The sequence below is a fragment of the Klebsiella sp. RIT-PI-d genome, assembly GCF_001187865.1.
Classification (GTDB): Bacteria; Pseudomonadota; Gammaproteobacteria; order Enterobacterales; family Enterobacteriaceae; genus Superficieibacter.
In genome coordinates this window covers 339791-354049 of sequence record NZ_LGIT01000003.1, presented here as the reverse complement: position 1 = coordinate 354049, position 14259 = coordinate 339791, and the positions used below count along the sequence as shown (strand labels likewise).

The 14259-nt window shown below is 51.5% G+C and carries 14 protein-coding genes, 1 tRNA gene and 1 pseudogene; 5 read left to right on the top strand and 11 right to left on the bottom strand.

Features of this window, described 5'->3' with window-relative positions; all coding sequences use genetic code 11:
* Positions 1–17 precede the first annotated feature (17 nt).
* Positions 18–752 carry an SDR family oxidoreductase gene (locus AC791_RS02070; protein ID WP_049838820.1) on the bottom strand — a complete coding sequence of 245 codons (735 nt, stop codon included), beginning with the start codon at positions 750–752 and terminating at the stop codon, positions 18–20.
* Positions 753–881: 129 nt separating this feature from the next.
* Between AC791_RS02070 and AC791_RS02065 the strand changes: the two genes are divergently transcribed.
* A complete protein-coding gene (locus tag AC791_RS02065; protein ID WP_049838819.1) occupies positions 882–1772 on the top strand; it encodes a LysR family transcriptional regulator in 891 nt (296 codons plus the stop codon).
* Positions 1773–1777: 5 nt separating this feature from the next.
* Here the strand turns inward: AC791_RS02065 and AC791_RS02060 are convergent, their stop codons facing one another.
* Positions 1778–2221, bottom strand: a complete 444-nt coding sequence (locus AC791_RS02060) for a GFA family protein (RefSeq protein ID WP_049838818.1) — start codon at positions 2219–2221, stop codon at positions 1778–1780.
* A 237-nt stretch (positions 2222–2458) separates the two neighbouring features.
* On the opposite strand from AC791_RS02060, the gene AC791_RS02055 reads away from it, so the two are divergent.
* A complete protein-coding gene (locus AC791_RS02055) occupies positions 2459–3064 on the top strand; it encodes a methylthioribulose 1-phosphate dehydratase (protein WP_049838817.1) in 606 nt (201 codons plus the stop codon).
* A gap of 39 nt (positions 3065–3103) precedes the next feature.
* Here the strand turns inward: AC791_RS02055 and AC791_RS02050 are convergent, their stop codons facing one another.
* The 4 genes from AC791_RS02050 to AC791_RS02035 all read right to left on the bottom strand — a co-directional run bounded on the left by AC791_RS02050 (position 3104) and on the right by AC791_RS02035 (position 5246).
* Positions 3104–3646, bottom strand: coding sequence for a 1,2-dihydroxy-3-keto-5-methylthiopentene dioxygenase (locus AC791_RS02050; RefSeq protein ID WP_049838816.1), 543 nt, complete (start codon positions 3644–3646; stop codon positions 3104–3106).
* Complete coding sequence (gene mtnC, locus AC791_RS02045) at positions 3643–4332, bottom strand: acireductone synthase (protein ID WP_049838815.1); 690 nt, start codon at positions 4330–4332, stop codon at positions 3643–3645. Before mtnC ends, AC791_RS02050 begins: the two co-directional genes overlap by 4 nt.
* A 268-nt stretch (positions 4333–4600) precedes the next feature.
* Positions 4601–4960 (bottom strand): hypothetical protein, encoded by a 360-nt coding sequence (locus tag AC791_RS02040; protein ID WP_049838814.1) that lies wholly within the window; start codon positions 4958–4960, stop codon positions 4601–4603.
* 4 nt (positions 4961–4964) lie between these two features.
* Complete coding sequence (locus tag AC791_RS02035) at positions 4965–5246, bottom strand: toxin-antitoxin system TumE family protein (protein WP_049838813.1); 282 nt, start codon at positions 5244–5246, stop codon at positions 4965–4967.
* 95 nt (positions 5247–5341) lie between these two features.
* Between AC791_RS02035 and AC791_RS02030 the strand changes: the two genes are divergently transcribed.
* Both AC791_RS02030 and AC791_RS02025 read left to right on the top strand, forming a co-directional pair.
* Positions 5342–5557, top strand: coding sequence for a hypothetical protein (locus tag AC791_RS02030; RefSeq protein ID WP_049838812.1), 216 nt, complete (start codon positions 5342–5344; stop codon positions 5555–5557).
* 201 nt (positions 5558–5758) lie between these two features.
* Positions 5759–6237 (top strand): annotated as a pseudogene (locus AC791_RS02025) (Hcp family type VI secretion system effector).
* A gap of 221 nt (positions 6238–6458) precedes the next feature.
* Here the strand turns inward: AC791_RS02025 and AC791_RS02020 are convergent.
* Positions 6459–6534: transfer RNA gene (locus AC791_RS02020), tRNA-Ile, on the bottom strand.
* Between the two features lie 125 nt (positions 6535–6659).
* Between AC791_RS02020 and mug the strand changes: the two genes are divergently transcribed.
* Positions 6660–7166, top strand: a complete 507-nt coding sequence (mug, locus tag AC791_RS02015) for a G/U mismatch-specific DNA glycosylase (RefSeq protein ID WP_049838811.1) — start codon at positions 6660–6662, stop codon at positions 7164–7166.
* A 30-nt stretch (positions 7167–7196) separates the two neighbouring features.
* Here the strand turns inward: mug and AC791_RS02010 are convergent, their stop codons facing one another.
* The 4 genes from AC791_RS02010 to dnaG all read right to left on the bottom strand — a co-directional run bounded on the left by AC791_RS02010 (position 7197) and on the right by dnaG (position 14211).
* Entirely contained in the window at positions 7197–9194 is a 1998-nt protein-coding gene (locus tag AC791_RS02010; protein WP_049838810.1) for a TonB-dependent receptor domain-containing protein, read from the bottom strand.
* Positions 9195–9204: 10 nt separating this feature from the next.
* Positions 9205–10254, bottom strand: coding sequence for a YncE family protein (locus AC791_RS02005; protein WP_049838809.1), 1050 nt, complete (start codon positions 10252–10254; stop codon positions 9205–9207).
* Positions 10255–10416: 162 nt separating this feature from the next.
* Positions 10417–12258, bottom strand: coding sequence for an RNA polymerase sigma factor RpoD (rpoD, locus tag AC791_RS02000; RefSeq protein ID WP_049838808.1), 1842 nt, complete (start codon positions 12256–12258; stop codon positions 10417–10419).
* Positions 12259–12465: 207 nt separating this feature from the next.
* Positions 12466–14211, bottom strand: coding sequence for a DNA primase (dnaG, locus tag AC791_RS01995; protein WP_049838807.1), 1746 nt, complete (start codon positions 14209–14211; stop codon positions 12466–12468).
* Positions 14212–14259 lie beyond the last annotated feature (48 nt).

Here is a 14259-nt window from a genome sequence, read left to right as displayed (position 1 = left end):
TCGTCTCCTCAACTACATCAAATCGCGCCGCCGTTGACGCGGATCACCTGACCATTAATCCAGCCGCTTTCTTCGCCCGCCAGAAAGCGCACCACCTGCATGATGTCCTGCGGTTCGCCAAGGCGACCCAGCGGGTTCATCTTTTTAATTTGCGCTACCAGTTCCTCACTCTTGCCATTAAGAAACAGATCCGTCGCCACCGGTCCGGGAGCGATGGCGTTCACCGCGATCGCGCGTGAACCCAGTTCCTTAGACAACACATGCGTCATCGCTTCAATGGCCGCTTTGGTGGCGGCATAGACGCCGTACTGTGGTTGATAGAGTCCGACTACGCTGGATGAAAAATTAATAATCCGCCCACCCGCATTAAGCCGGTTGGCTGCTTCGCGCATCAGGCGAAAAGGTGCGGTGAGATTGGTCGCTACCTGACGTTCAAAACTGGCATCGTCGGTGGCAGAAAGTGGCGATAGCGTCATGATGCCCGCATTGTTGACCAGGATATCCGTTTTTCCGAACGCACTTTCTGCGGCAGTAAACAGTTTATCTGCCGCATCCGGCTGGGTAATATCGGCCTGCACGATGATGGCTTTCCCGCCTGCGGCAGTAATTGTAGCCAGCACGTCTTCAGCCTGTTCACTGCTGCGCGCATAGTTAATCACCACGGCCAGCCCATCAGCCGCAAGGCCACGGGCGATTTCAGCACCAATTCCACGAGAGGCACCCGTTACAATCGCTACTTTTGTCTTCTGCATAGGTTGTGCTCCTGATGATGAGTAATGTTCACCAGCACTATACCTGTCGGATTATTAAAAATAATCGTCTGGAAATTGACATGATAATTCATCTGATACTAATAATAGGGTAGTTAACGGGAGGGACGTATGGACAAAATTCAGCAGCTCCAGCTTTTCGTCCGCATTGTAGAGGGCGGAAGCTTTTTGCAGGCGGCGCAGGCGCTGGGAATTGCCCGGTCTACCGCCACCTACGCGATTAAACAGCTGGAGCAAGAAATCGGTGTCCAGCTGCTGGCGCGCACCACGCGGGCGGTAAAGCCGACGCCGGAGGGCGACGCATTTTATCGCCGGGCCAACGCCGTGCTGGAGGATATCGACGAAACCTGGACCGCGTTTCGTCAGACCACGCCGGGCGGGCATTTGCGCATTAATGCGCCGGGTTTACTGACGCGTACCTTTCTGGTTCCGCAACTCACTGAATTTCTCCGCCAGTACCCGGATATCACCGTGACCTTCGGGCAAACCGATCGGCTGGTGAATCTGGTACGTGAAGGTATTGACTGCGTGATCCGCGTCGGCGTGCCCGAAGACAGCAGTTTACGGCTGCGTCGGCTCGGGCATTTGCCAGAAATTACCTGTGCCAGCCCGGCCTATTTGGCAGCGAAGGGAATACCGCACAGCATCGAGGATCTGGCCTCGCATACCATGGTTGGCTTTATTTCATCGCAAACCGGCGACACGATGCCGCTCAACTTTATCCGTAACGGGCGAACGGAATCGCGACGTTTACCCGCTCAGGTCATGACCGATAATTCGGATACCGCCGCCGCGCTTGCCGTGCAGGGGCTGGGTCTGATCCAGGCCCCGCGTTACCGCTTTGAAGACCAGCTACGGCGCGGTGAGCTGGTGGAGGTGCTTTCCGCCTATCCTCCCGGCTCCTTACAGATTAATGCGATTTATGCGGGTGAGCGCCGGGTTTCCCGGCGTCTGGACGTATTTCTCCACTGGGTAAGCGAGATATTTGCCCGCGCCTTATAAACCGATCAACGCTCAGTTTGCTTTTTTTCTGCCGGTTTAAAGATTAAGGTGCCCGTCAGGAGCGAGACGCCGTTATTGTCACTGGGATGGTTAACACCGTCATATACCGGGACCGCCGGAAAATCAAATGGGCTCACGCCGTCAAGGCAGGCAACATTGATACCAAACTGATCCGGGTTCGAACGCCGCTGATGATGAGTATAAATTCCGCAGCGTGAACAGAAAAAATGCTGTGCCACGCCGGTATTAAAGCGATAGCAGGTGAGCAGGTCTTCACCGCGAATAAACCGGATCCCGCCTGCGGCGGCAGAGGCAACCACGGCTCCGCGCATCCGGCAGTACGAACAGCTACAGCGACGAATACCGCTTAAACCTTCACTCAGCGTGACCTCAAATTCTACTGCCCCACAGTGGCACTGGCCGTGATGAGGCTTAATGGATGTTGTCATAGGGCTATCTCTCCCGGGACACGATGCCACCTGTCTGACACCATCGTTTTGATAGCGCGCAGGCAAGAGTATCCCATTTGCTGTGATTTATTCGTGGTTTTGCATCGCCAACCTGACGCAGTAATGATCACCTTTTAACCATTGTATAACAAATATTGTTCAGTCGCGGCGGCAATGATATCATCATGAAAATAGCCGTTTAGATGGCTAAAAAATCATAGCGAATAAGGAATGAGTATGTGGCAAGAGAGGCTTGCACAACTGGTCACCACCTGTCACTGGATCGGCGCGAAAGGCTGGGCGCCGGCAACCGGCGGCAATATGTCGATCCGTCAGGATGAAGCATGGTGCTGGCTTAGCGAGTCAGGGCGTGACAAAGGCAGTCTGACGACCGACGATTTCTTACAAGTGTCTGTTGCGGATAATACTGCCCCGTCCGGGCGCAAACCGTCCGCCGAAACCGGCCTGCACACCTTAATTTATCGCCTGTTTCCTGAAGCTAACGTGGTGCTGCACGTGCATACGGTGAATGCCACCGTCCTGTCACGCATTGAACCGCATCAGACGTTATCACTCCAGGGCTATGAGATGCAAAAGACCCTGACCGGGCAGCACAGCCATCTCGACACGGTATCGATGCCAATTTTTGATAACGATCAGGATATTCAGGCGCTGGCAGCGCGCATTGAGGCCGACGCGCAGACGCGTTCATTACGCTACGGTTTTTTGCTGCGCGGGCACGGTTTGACCTGCTGGGGAACGGATATCAATGAGGCGCGACGTCAGCTGGAAGGGCTTGAATTTCTCTTTGAGTGCGAACTGTTGCGCCGCCGCTATGCCTGATCTCAACGCCCGGCAGTGCGCCGGGCGGTATTGCTACAGTCAGGGCAGGCGAGGATAGGCATCGGCGATGGTATCGCCGGTAAAATTGGCTATCCAGCCTTCCTGGTTATCGAAAATACGAATCGCAGTAAAATTGGGTTCTGATCCCATATCAAACCAGTGCGGCGTTCCGGCCGGAACAGAAATCAAGTCATTCTTCTCGCACAGCACCTGATAAATTTCATTGCCGATATGCAGGCAAAATAGCCCTGCGCCCTCAACGAAGAAACGCACTTCATCTTCCCCGTGAGTATGTTCATTAAGAAACTTCGCCCGCAGCGCCTCTTTCTGCGGATTGTCGGCGCGCAGGCTGATCACATCCCAGCTCTGATAGCCTTTCTCAGCAACCAGCTTATCGATGGCGTGTTGATACGCCGTAATCACCGTTTCCGGCGTGGGGGCCTCACCAAGCTGGCGGTCAGCCTGCCAGCGCTCAAAACGAACGCCCTTCGCATTAAGCTGCTGCTGAATGTCACCGGCGTCGGTACTGTGCCAGACGGGCTGACGGGCATCGTTGTCTGAGAAAACGGTTAATGCGCTCATGAAGGGATTTGCTCCGGATGAATGTCGTCAAAACGTTGAACCTGGGGATGATGGCTGCCCGCATCGCGATCGCCGCGGACCAGCTGTAGCGTGCGTAATCCGGCCTCTTCTGCGGCATCCAGCTCCTGATGAATATCGGAGAGAAACAGAATCGATGCCGGAGAATGCCCGATTTGCCCGGCGATATTACGATACGACTGTGCGTCACGTTTTGCACCCGTACGCGTATCAAAATAGCCGCTGAACAAATGTGTAATATCGCCCTCGTCGCTGTAACCAAACAACAATTTCTGCGCCGCCACGGACCCGGAAGAATAGACATACAGATCAATCGACTGCGACTTCCATTTTTCCAGCGCGGGCAGGACGTCCGGGTAAAGATGACCGGTAAAATCGCCGTGCAGATACCCCTCCTGCCAGATAATTCCCTGCAACGCTTTTAGCGCCGTGGATTTACGGTCTTCATCCATAAAGGTCAGCAGGACTTCAGTCAGTTCCTGCGCCGTTGCCGCAGGCTGGTCTATCTCTTCGCGCAAATTATCAAGAATGGTTTTCACCGGTTCGGCATATTGCTGCGATTTCACCAGCGCCGCCAGCCGCTCGCGCGCATAGGGGAACAGGACATCATGCACAAAGCGGATGTCGCTGGTGGTGCCTTCAATGTCGGTCACAATAGCGCGGATCATGGTCTCTCCAGAGTGAGCGTTACGCCTTATAAACGTAACGCAGAAATGTAGGTCATCTGGACGTCTAAGCGTCTTTAATATTCGAGGTTAACATTGTGTTAAGGTGGGTTCAAGAGAGGATGGGCTGACTTATCGTCTCATCCCCTGACTTGTTGCCAGACGCAATCAGCACGGTATCTTTATACGTCATAACGAAGCGCGCATTAGAGGGAATAAAAAAACTAAAAGGCGCGCTTCGCGGCCGCGCCCTGATGGATCAATCGTACCTTTACGCTACAGCATCATCCGAATTGAACTCGATATCGATACGATCATACGGCAAAACGATCTTATCGCCATCCTTGTCGAGAACGCCGCCGTTCAGCAGTGCCTGAACATCGTTATACACGCCGCGAAAATCGCGATCCACCCGTCGTGAAAGCTCGCGAATAGAAACAGGTTTTGCACCTTTCATGACCCTGATGATCTGCCAGCGATTTGGCGCAAGCATAGTTTTAGCAAGCTGCTCAACGCTGGGAAATATCAACTCAGAGCCGGTGGCCACGCCGGACATGGCACGAGTAGCATCTTCCATCGTTGCCTGAAAAGCATCGGCGATGGACATGATCCTGACGGATAATATTCTCATACTGTCATCTCCTCAGATGGTTGATATCTTCCTGAAAACTGGCTATCAGATGTTGTATGTCGGTAAACGTAACCGGATATTCACGATCGCCAATATGTTTATGGTCGCCCTTGCCGCGTTCATTGTCATAACGCATCACGCAGACACCATCCACAATATACGCCAGACTGTATTTATATAGATGCTCACTACCTATAAGAGCAGGATCAACCTGCAAAATACGAATAGTGGCAAACGCATTATCCGCAATTTGAATCCTCCGATTCATCAACTCAACAGCAGACATAGTGTGTCTCTCCTTGTTGATGTAAAGCATAACATCAGTAATCTGTTGATGAAAGTGATTACATCAATAAAAGTTGATTGCCCGATACCGCTGTCATGGCACTTCAACTGATTGGCACCGACCAGAAGTGCACCCTTGCTGCCCGTCGCCTGAGGACGCTGGACCCGAAGTATTACGCTATTCTGTATGCCGCCCAACTGGAAATGCTTTACTATTTTGTGGAGCCGTTCATAGATGATCTCATCAAGAAGGTGCAAATAAAGTACTATAAGGATTTCGATGCGATTTATGACGACTTAAAGGGCGGGTGATATGTTTAAGAGCCTGCTATCAATTCTATTTGCGGATATTATATTTCCCGTTTATATTTTGCGTGCGCCTCTTTATTCCTGTGGCTGGTTCCCGGGCACTGGGTATTATTAACGTTTATGGCAATCATCGTGTTTGTTATTGTTCACCCGATTATATTTGGTCGCTTTGATAAATACGATAAATGATTTACAAGGAGTTTTATGTCAAATCCGGATTATTTATTTCTTATTGATGAAAATGGTTCCCCTGTGACTGGCCCATCCCTCGTGTACGGGCGTGAAGGGCAATTGAACTTAAATCATTTACGCATAACGTCAATATTCCTGTCGACGGAAATACCGGGAAATTGACAGGCACGCGTGTCCACATGCCTGTTATGTTCCAGAAGGAATTTGACCGTGTAACCCCGCTTTTATTTCAGGCACTGAGTACAGGAAGAATGCTTCAATCAGCCACAATAAAGATGTATGAAATTAATGATGCTGGTTTAGAGCAGGAGTATTTTAATATCATAATGGAAGGTGTGAAGATAACCTCTATCACTCCCGACATGTACCCAGGCGCAAGTACCGGAAAGCATCTTGAAACAGTACTCGTGCGCTATGAGAAAATCACCTGGAAATATTGTGAAGGCAATGTCATTTATAGTGACTCCTGGAATGAGCGGGCAACGTACTAAAGCGCAATACAAACCCTCCCCCTGAAGGCCGGTTGTATTCTGCGATTTTCCTGCAACCTCCCCGTTTTTCAGCTGAGCATGCGTCAGGGGTGCCCGTTATAACTCTGTGCTCAGGAATATGTCGGTAAAAATCCATCGACATTTTACCGATAATCAAAAACGAGGTAACAAAAAAGCCACTCGCGTGAGTGGCTTTTTTATATGATTTTAAAGCTAAAATTTGGTGGCCCCTGCTGGACTTGAACCAGCGACCAAGCGATTATGAGTCGCCTGCTCTAACCACTGAGCTAAGGGGCCGTGGCGGTGAATTATAAAGTAACTCGGCAATGCGATCCAGCCATAAACGACTGCTTGCTGTTTTTGTAAACAATGGATTTTCAATCCCTTATACTTTCTATTCGAATCATTCATCAGGAGTAAGTATGATCGGCGATATTCTGGCTCCGGGACTGCGGGTGGTGTTTTGTGGCATCAATCCGGGGAAGTCATCGGCACATACCGGATTTCATTTTGCGCATCCGGGTAACCGTTTCTGGAAGGTGATCCATCAGGCAGGATTTACCGAGCGACTGCTAAAGCCGGAAGAAGAACAGCATCTGTTAGATACGCGTTGTGGCATTACCATGTTGGTTGAAAGGCCAACGGTACAGGCCAGCGAAGTGAATTTGCATGAATTGCGCACGGGCGGGCGAGAGCTGGTGAAAAAGATAGAGGATTATCAGCCTGACGTTCTGGCCGTTCTCGGAAAGAATGCGTTTGAGCAGGCATTCAGCCAGCGGGGAGCGGCGTGGGGTAAGCAGCAGCTTACTATTGGCGCGACGCAGGTCTGGGTACTGCCTAATCCGAGCGGACTGAATCGCGCGACGCTGGATAAGCTGGTTGAGTCGTATCGTGAACTCGATCGGGCGCTCGTGGCGCGCGGGCGGTAATAGCCGGAGCCAGAGGCCCCGGCGAAACGATTAAAACTCGATGCGCGCGCCCATATTATAGCGACGACCCTCCAGCAGGGACGACTGGTTATAGGTGGTCGTGTAAATCGGATTCGCGTCGAACAGGTTATAGACTCCGGCCATCAACGTGGTATTTTTGTTGAGATGATAGCGTGCTCCTGAATCAACCAGTGCATACGCCTCGGTTGATGTCGACTTGCCCGTGTCTGGCGTATTGCTGCGCCAGCTGGTTTTCGTCCACAGCTCCAGTGCGTCACGCGCATTCCACGTCAAAGACAGGTTGACCATACTCTCCGGGTATCCGCTTAGCGCATCGCCCTTATACTGACCGCTTTTTTGTTCGCTGTGCGTATAGGTGTAGTTCGCGTTCGCTTTTAGTGATGCCGTAACCTGCCAGTCACCATTCAGCTCCATGCCGTAAATTTCAGCGTCGCTGACGTTGAAATACTGAGAGACTTCTTCTGCCTGATAACCGTTATAAATACACTTCTGCGTGGCGGTTGCAGTACAGATCGTATAGTCGCTGATCTTATCCTTAAATTTGGTGAAGAAGACGGTGGCATCCAGCGCCAGCGCATCCTGCTGCCAGTACACGCCAAGCTCGGTATTGACGCTTTGCTCCGGCTTCAGATCGTCATTACCGATGCCAATGAAGGAGTAGGGATATGCCCCGTAGACGCTGGTGAAGCCCTCGTTGTTCTCACGTAGATCGGGTTTTTTATAGCCTGCCGATACGCCACCTTTCAGCGCCCAGCTTTCATCTATCGTCCAGTTTCCATAGAGCTTCGGCGTAACGTGGTAGCCAAAGTAGCTATCGTGATCAAGACGGGCGGAGGTGGTCAGGGTGAAATCCGGGTCCATCATCCAGGCATCTTCAGCGAATACTGCCCAGCCATTACGCGAGATTTTACTGACCGGCGTTACGCCCGGTACCTCTTTATTTTCAATGCCGAAGGTATCGTCCAGCTCATTACGGGTAAAATTAACCCCCATCGTTAGCTTATGATCGCCAAGCGAAAAAGTATTGGCACTGTTGGCTTCATAATTACGCTGTTTGATAAACTGTGAACGTAAACCCGGAACACGATATTCGGTTTTAGCCTTCTCATAGCTGATGAAGTTCTTCACTTCCAGCAGATCATCACCGTACCAGGCATTCTGAGAAAGCGACGCGGCATCGCGGTCAAAGCCCCAGTACCACGCCTTATCGTTATGCGATTTCTCCTGATGGCCTTTGACGGCGTTCAAATCCCATAGCTGGGTATCCGTTGGCGACATATTAATTGTCGCGTCGAGGTTGCCGGCCTGATGTTTGACAAAGCGTTCATCATCCGGGCTATCGTCATCACGGCGGTCAAGATAATCTGCCGCAAGGCTCATGCCGAGCTTGCCAGGAATGATGGGGCCCATTAAGAAAGCATTGGTCTGATTGGTATTACCATACTCACTCTTCTCCTGCAGAAAGTAGTTATCTTCCAGCACGCCTGTCCATTTATCGAGATTCCAGGCTTTTTTGGTGATCACATTAACGACGCCACCGATGGAGTCAGAACCATATAATGAGGACATCGGTCCGCGGATCACCTCAATGCGTTCGATAGCGGCAATGGGCGGCATGAAGGCCGCTTCGGTTCCAATATGGTGCCCATAAGGGCGGGATTCGCGAGTGGCTTGCTTGATACCGTTGACCATATAAGAGGTATAGGTCGAATCCATACCGCGCATCTGGATGTCGCCAGTCGCCAGGCTGCCGTTACCGTTACCCACCAGTACGCCGGGCATCTCGCGCAACGCTTCGGTGACGTTCTGATTAGAGCGGGTATTCAGCTCCTTTTCGCCGACCACGGAGATGGTGGCGGGGGCTTCGCGGCGTTCCTGAGCGAAGCCGGTAGCGGTGACTACAAGTAATTCTTCATTATCAGGCGCAGTCTCTTCGGCAAAAACGGCCGCAGGAAGGCTGGCGAGGGCGAGTGAAATCGCCAGCGCCATACGAGTCCGGATTATCATGACGCTATCCTCAGAATTGGGTTAAATCGATTTTCAGTACGTAGTCAGCCTCGGGCGTTTTTTCATCCTGCTTTACGCTGACGAAGAGCGTGTTGCTGTCAGGCGAAAGCACCATGCTATTGGGCATGGCTGCCGTTTTAATGGTGTGTTTCAGGCTGTATGTACTGGCATCGATAACGCTGATCTGACGGGCATTTCGATGAGTAACATAAACTTCATTACGGGCAGCGTTATAGATAGCGGCAATCGAGTTAGGGGTGGGAACACGGTGAACGATCTTCCCGGAAGAGAGTTCTACCACCAGCACATCGGCAGTATTGGTATCAGCGATAAATCCGACGCCTTTAGCCGGGTTCACAGCCATGTTCAGGAAATAGTGTTCAGGCTCGGAAGGATCAACTTTTACACGCGAAAGGACCCGTGAGGTTTTACCTTCCAGCGTAATGAGCTCGCCCTGGCCGGTAACGGCATAGACTTTATCAGCCGCCTCGTCGACCGCAAAACCGACGGCGTTGAGTGAATTTTGAGTATCTAACAGCGTCTGGTTTTGCGTGTCGATTATCCACGTTACACCTTTACCTTTACTGCCGATACCGGAGACATACAGGCGATGATTTTTCTTGTCGAGAACCACTTCACGAACGTGAGCATTAGTTTCAGCGTTGGTAAGCTGGATTATCTTTACTTCTTTACCGCTACGGGTGTCCAGCAGGGTGACGGAGCCGTCCAGCGCATTGCCCAGCCACAAAATGTGGTTAGGTTCATCGAGAGAAACGGCAAAAGGACGACGCTGAGTGACCATACGTTGTTCAATCTTCAGCGTGTCAGGGGAAAGTCGAAATACATCTCCGGCGGTTTTGTCTTTATCGAAAGAGGGCGCTGATGCCGCATACAGGGTTTGTTGCCCGCCGTCGAGAGCCAGCTCATAAACGCCATGACCCAGCGGTTGCGACGAGAACTGTGCCTCGGTAAATTCCTTTGCAGAAGCGGAGCCAGCGTGAAGGGCGATACCAACGATTAGCGCGCAGAGGGATTGTTTTTTTAATATTGTGAAGTTCATATAATTTTTCTTTACAGGTGCTTACGAAAAGAAAAATGATAATGAAAATAAATATCATTTGCAATTGCATCTTTACACGCTGCATCCTGCCATTTTTGGTATCTATCATAAAACACGCAAAAAAAAAGCTCCCCGCAGGGAGCTTTTCGAGAACAGAGGTTATTAATCGTCGAGGAAGCTACGCAACACTTCAGAGCGGCTTGGGTGGCGCAGTTTACGCAGCGCCTTCGCTTCAATCTGACGGATACGTTCGCGGGTAACGTCAAACTGTTTACCCACTTCTTCCAGCGTGTGGTCGGTATTCATATCGATACCGAAACGCATACGCAGGACTTTCGCTTCACGAGCGGTCAGACCCGCCAGAACGTCGTGGGTAGCAGCACGCAGACTCTCAGTCGTGGCAGAATCCAGCGGCAGCTCGAGGGTGGTATCCTCGATGAAATCACCCAGATGCGAATCTTCATCGTCGCCAATCGGCGTTTCCATGGAGATAGGCTCTTTCGCAATCTTCAGCACTTTGCGGATTTTGTCTTCCGGCATCAGCATACGTTCGGCCAGTTCTTCCGGCGTCGGTTCGCGGCCCATCTCCTGCAGCATCTGACGAGAAATACGGTTGAGCTTGTTAATCGTCTCAATCATATGCACCGGAATACGGATGGTGCGCGCCTGATCCGCGATGGAGCGGGTGATTGCCTGACGGATCCACCAGGTTGCATAGGTGGAGAACTTGTAACCGCGGCGGTATTCAAACTTATCTACCGCTTTCATCAGACCGATGTTGCCTTCCTGGATCAGATCGAGGAACTGCAGGCCACGGTTGGTGTATTTTTTGGCGATAGAAATAACCAGACGCAAGTTCGCTTCAACCATCTCTTTCTTCGCACGGCGCGCTTTCGCTTCACCAATAGACATGCGACGGTTGATATCCTTCACCTGTTCAATGGTCAGGCCGGTTTCTTCTTCGATCATGTGCAGTTTCTGCAGGCTGCGATGTACTTCGTCAGACACATCGTGCAGCTTCTCAGACCACGGCTTGTTCATAGCGATGGCCGCGTTGAACCAGGTCTCGCTGGTTTCGTTGCCGGTGAACAAGGTGATGAAGTTTTTCTTCGGCATTTTGCACTGCTCAACGCACATCTTCATGATGAGACGTTCCTGGGTACGCACGCGATCCATCATTACGCGCATGCTGTTGACCAGGTAATCGAACTGTTTTGGCACCAGGCGGAACTGTTTGAAGACTTCGGACAGTTTCAGGATCTCTTCCTGGGACGCGGCATTGCTGCGGCCTTTCGCCTTAATGGTGTCACGAGTAACGATGTACTGCGTACGCAGCTCACCGAATTTCTCACGCGCCAGTTCCGGATCTATGCTGTTGTCATCGTCGCTGCTGTCGTCTTCTTCGTCTTCATCTTCGTCCTCGTCTTCCATTTCTTCTGACGAGAGTTCAGAACCTACGTGCGTTGCGGTAGGCGCTAAATCTTCTTCAGCGTTGGGATCGACAAAACCGGTTATCAGGTCGGAAAGACGTGCTTCTTCAGCTTCAACGCGATCGTACTGTTCCAGCAGATAGGTGATGGCTTCCGGATATTCCGCAACGGAGCACTGTACCTGGTTGATACCGTCTTCAATACGTTTAGCGATGTCAATTTCGCCTTCACGCGTCAGAAGTTCAACGGTACCCATTTCACGCATGTACATGCGCACCGGGTCAGTGGTGCGCCCGATTTCGGATTCAACGCTGGAGAGTACCTGCGCAGCCGCTTCTTCAGCATCTTCGTCGGTATTGTTTGAGTTTTCAGCAAGCAACAGATCGTCGGCATCCGGTGCTTCTTCCATCACCTGAATACCCATATCGTTAATCATCTGGATGATGTCTTCGATCTGATCTGAGTCGACGATATCTTCCGGCAGATGGTCGTTGACCTCGGCATAGGTCAGATAGCCTTGCTCCTTACCACGTTGGACAAGAAGCTTCAGCTGTGACTGCGGGTTTTGCTCCATAAGACGGTATCCACACTTAATTCATGAGGTTGGTGTCGGTCGGCGAAACGAACCGCCAACATATACATTTCATCTTTAATCCTGCGCTGACGCAGGTAAAACGACGGCCTGTATGACTAATGAGGGCCTGCTTATATTTTTGCCGCTGCCCTTCAGTGCGGCTGTCGGGATCTACCCGATCGATATTCGGCACTTAAGCCGTTAAATTTATTTCTTCGCCAGTTCCTGGTTTAATGTCCAGAGCTCCCGGCGTTCTTCGTTATTCAAACCGTGCGTGCGATCGCGAGCGATTAACTCTTCCTGACGCAGTTTGAGCAACGAATCAAACATATGGTTGAGCGAATCGGTAAACGTTTTTTCTGCAATCTCTTTATCTGCTATATCGTCCCACATCGACAACTTTTCAAGGGTAGGCGCTTCATTTGTGCCACGATAATGCTCTAAAAGTTGTCCGGTGGTCAGGCCAGGCTGTGACAAACACGTGTCGACCAGTTCAGCAAATAAGCCAAGCCCCGGCAGCTTGCTCTGATCCAGTCCTGCCAGCGGCGGCACCAGTGGAACTAAGTCCGGGTTTTGCAGCAGCAGTCCTATCAGTATACGCATGGTCGTGCGTTTTAGCTGAGGAGGTGGGCGTACCGCGCCACTTTCTGCCTGTTTTGGCATTAAACGATCAAGCTGGCTGTCGTCGAAGATGCCCAGTTTCAGTCCCAGCGTCTGGCGCAGCTGAATACGATGCGCGTCGCCAGGTACCTGATTAATCAGCGGTAGCGCAAGTGCAGCAAGCTGCGTGCTGCCATCCGGCGTGCTTAAATCGACTTGCGGCAGCAGGCTGTTAAATAAAAACATCGACAGCGGTTGAGCGTGCTCCATACGCGCTTCAAATGCGTCTTTGCCTTCCTGACGTACCAGCGTATCCGGGTCTTCACCATCAGGCAGAAACATAAAGCGTAGCTGACGGCCATCAGTCATATAGGGCATCGCGGTTTCAAGCGCGCGCCATGCTGCGTCACGTCCGGCACGATCGCCGTCATAGCAGCAAATCACATTCTGCGTAGAGCGGAACAGCAGCTGAATGTGGTCGGCGGTGGTTGAAGTCCCCAGTGACGCAACGGCATAATTAATGCCATATTGCGCCAGCGCGACAACGTCCATATATCCTTCGACCACCAGTAGTCGCTGGGGTTCCGCCGCATTCTGCAACGCTTCATAAAGGCCATATAGCTGGCGGCCCTTATGGAAAATATCGGTTTCCGGGGAGTTCAGATACTTCGGCGTATCATTACCTAATACGCGACCACCAAAACCAATGACCCGGCCGCGCTTGTCGCGAATAGGGAACATCACCCGATCGCGGAAGCGGTCGTAACTGCGGCCCTGATCGTTAGTGACCAGCATCCCCGCATCGGTTAATGACTGGCGATCTTCGTTGTTGCCGCCAAACCGTTTTAGCGCGTTATCCCAGCCGGGCGGTGCAAAGCCAACGGCGAATCGAGCAATGATGTCACTGCTTAAACCACGTTTTTCCAGATACTGGCGCGCGGGTTCTGCGGCGGGATTCTTAAGGGATTGCTGATAAAACGTATTCAGACCTTCCATCAGCTGATAAAGCGTTTGCCGCTGATGGCGCTCGATCTGCGTTGGCCCACTGCCTGCTTCATACGGAATGTCCAGGTTGTGCATGGCCGCCATTTCTTCAACGGTTTCAACGAACTCGAGCTTGTCGTAGTTCATTAAAAAGTCGATGGCATTGCCGTGCGCACCACAACCGAAGCAGTGGTAAAACTGCTTATCACCGTTAACGGTGAAAGAAGGGGTTTTTTCGTTATGAAACGGACAGCACGCATGAAAATTTTTGCCCTGCTTTTTAAGCTTCACCCGCGCGTCGATTAAATCGACGATGTCGGTGCGCGCCAGCAGGTCATTGATAAATACGCGTGGGATTCGTCCAGCCATAAGCCCCGTACAATTTTTACCAACTCGTAAACGAAAATAAGCCGCGCA

What these genes read in the sequence shown, in the direction of transcription:
- AC791_RS02070 (WP_049838820.1), bottom strand. Translation starts at nt 752, where the DNA reads ATGCAGAAGACAAAAGTAGCGATTGTAACGGGTGCCTCTCGTGGAATT.
- AC791_RS02065 (WP_049838819.1), top strand. Translation starts at nt 882, where the DNA reads ATGGACAAAATTCAGCAGCTCCAGCTTTTCGTCCGCATTGTAGAGGGC.
- AC791_RS02060 (WP_049838818.1), bottom strand. Translation starts at nt 2,221, where the DNA reads ATGACAACATCCATTAAGCCTCATCACGGCCAGTGCCACTGTGGGGCA.
- AC791_RS02055 (WP_049838817.1), top strand. Translation starts at nt 2,459, where the DNA reads ATGTGGCAAGAGAGGCTTGCACAACTGGTCACCACCTGTCACTGGATC.
- AC791_RS02050 (WP_049838816.1), bottom strand. Translation starts at nt 3,646, where the DNA reads ATGAGCGCATTAACCGTTTTCTCAGACAACGATGCCCGTCAGCCCGTC.
- mtnC (WP_049838815.1), bottom strand. Translation starts at nt 4,332, where the DNA reads ATGATCCGCGCTATTGTGACCGACATTGAAGGCACCACCAGCGACATC.
- AC791_RS02040 (WP_049838814.1), bottom strand. Translation starts at nt 4,960, where the DNA reads ATGAGAATATTATCCGTCAGGATCATGTCCATCGCCGATGCTTTTCAG.
- AC791_RS02035 (WP_049838813.1), bottom strand. Translation starts at nt 5,246, where the DNA reads ATGTCTGCTGTTGAGTTGATGAATCGGAGGATTCAAATTGCGGATAAT.
- AC791_RS02030 (WP_049838812.1), top strand. Translation starts at nt 5,342, where the DNA reads ATGGCACTTCAACTGATTGGCACCGACCAGAAGTGCACCCTTGCTGCC.
- mug (WP_049838811.1), top strand. Translation starts at nt 6,660, where the DNA reads ATGATCGGCGATATTCTGGCTCCGGGACTGCGGGTGGTGTTTTGTGGC.
- AC791_RS02010 (WP_049838810.1), bottom strand. Translation starts at nt 9,194, where the DNA reads ATGATAATCCGGACTCGTATGGCGCTGGCGATTTCACTCGCCCTCGCC.
- AC791_RS02005 (WP_049838809.1), bottom strand. Translation starts at nt 10,254, where the DNA reads ATGAACTTCACAATATTAAAAAAACAATCCCTCTGCGCGCTAATCGTT.
- rpoD (WP_049838808.1), bottom strand. Translation starts at nt 12,258, where the DNA reads ATGGAGCAAAACCCGCAGTCACAGCTGAAGCTTCTTGTCCAACGTGGT.
- dnaG (WP_049838807.1), bottom strand. Translation starts at nt 14,211, where the DNA reads ATGGCTGGACGAATCCCACGCGTATTTATCAATGACCTGCTGGCGCGC.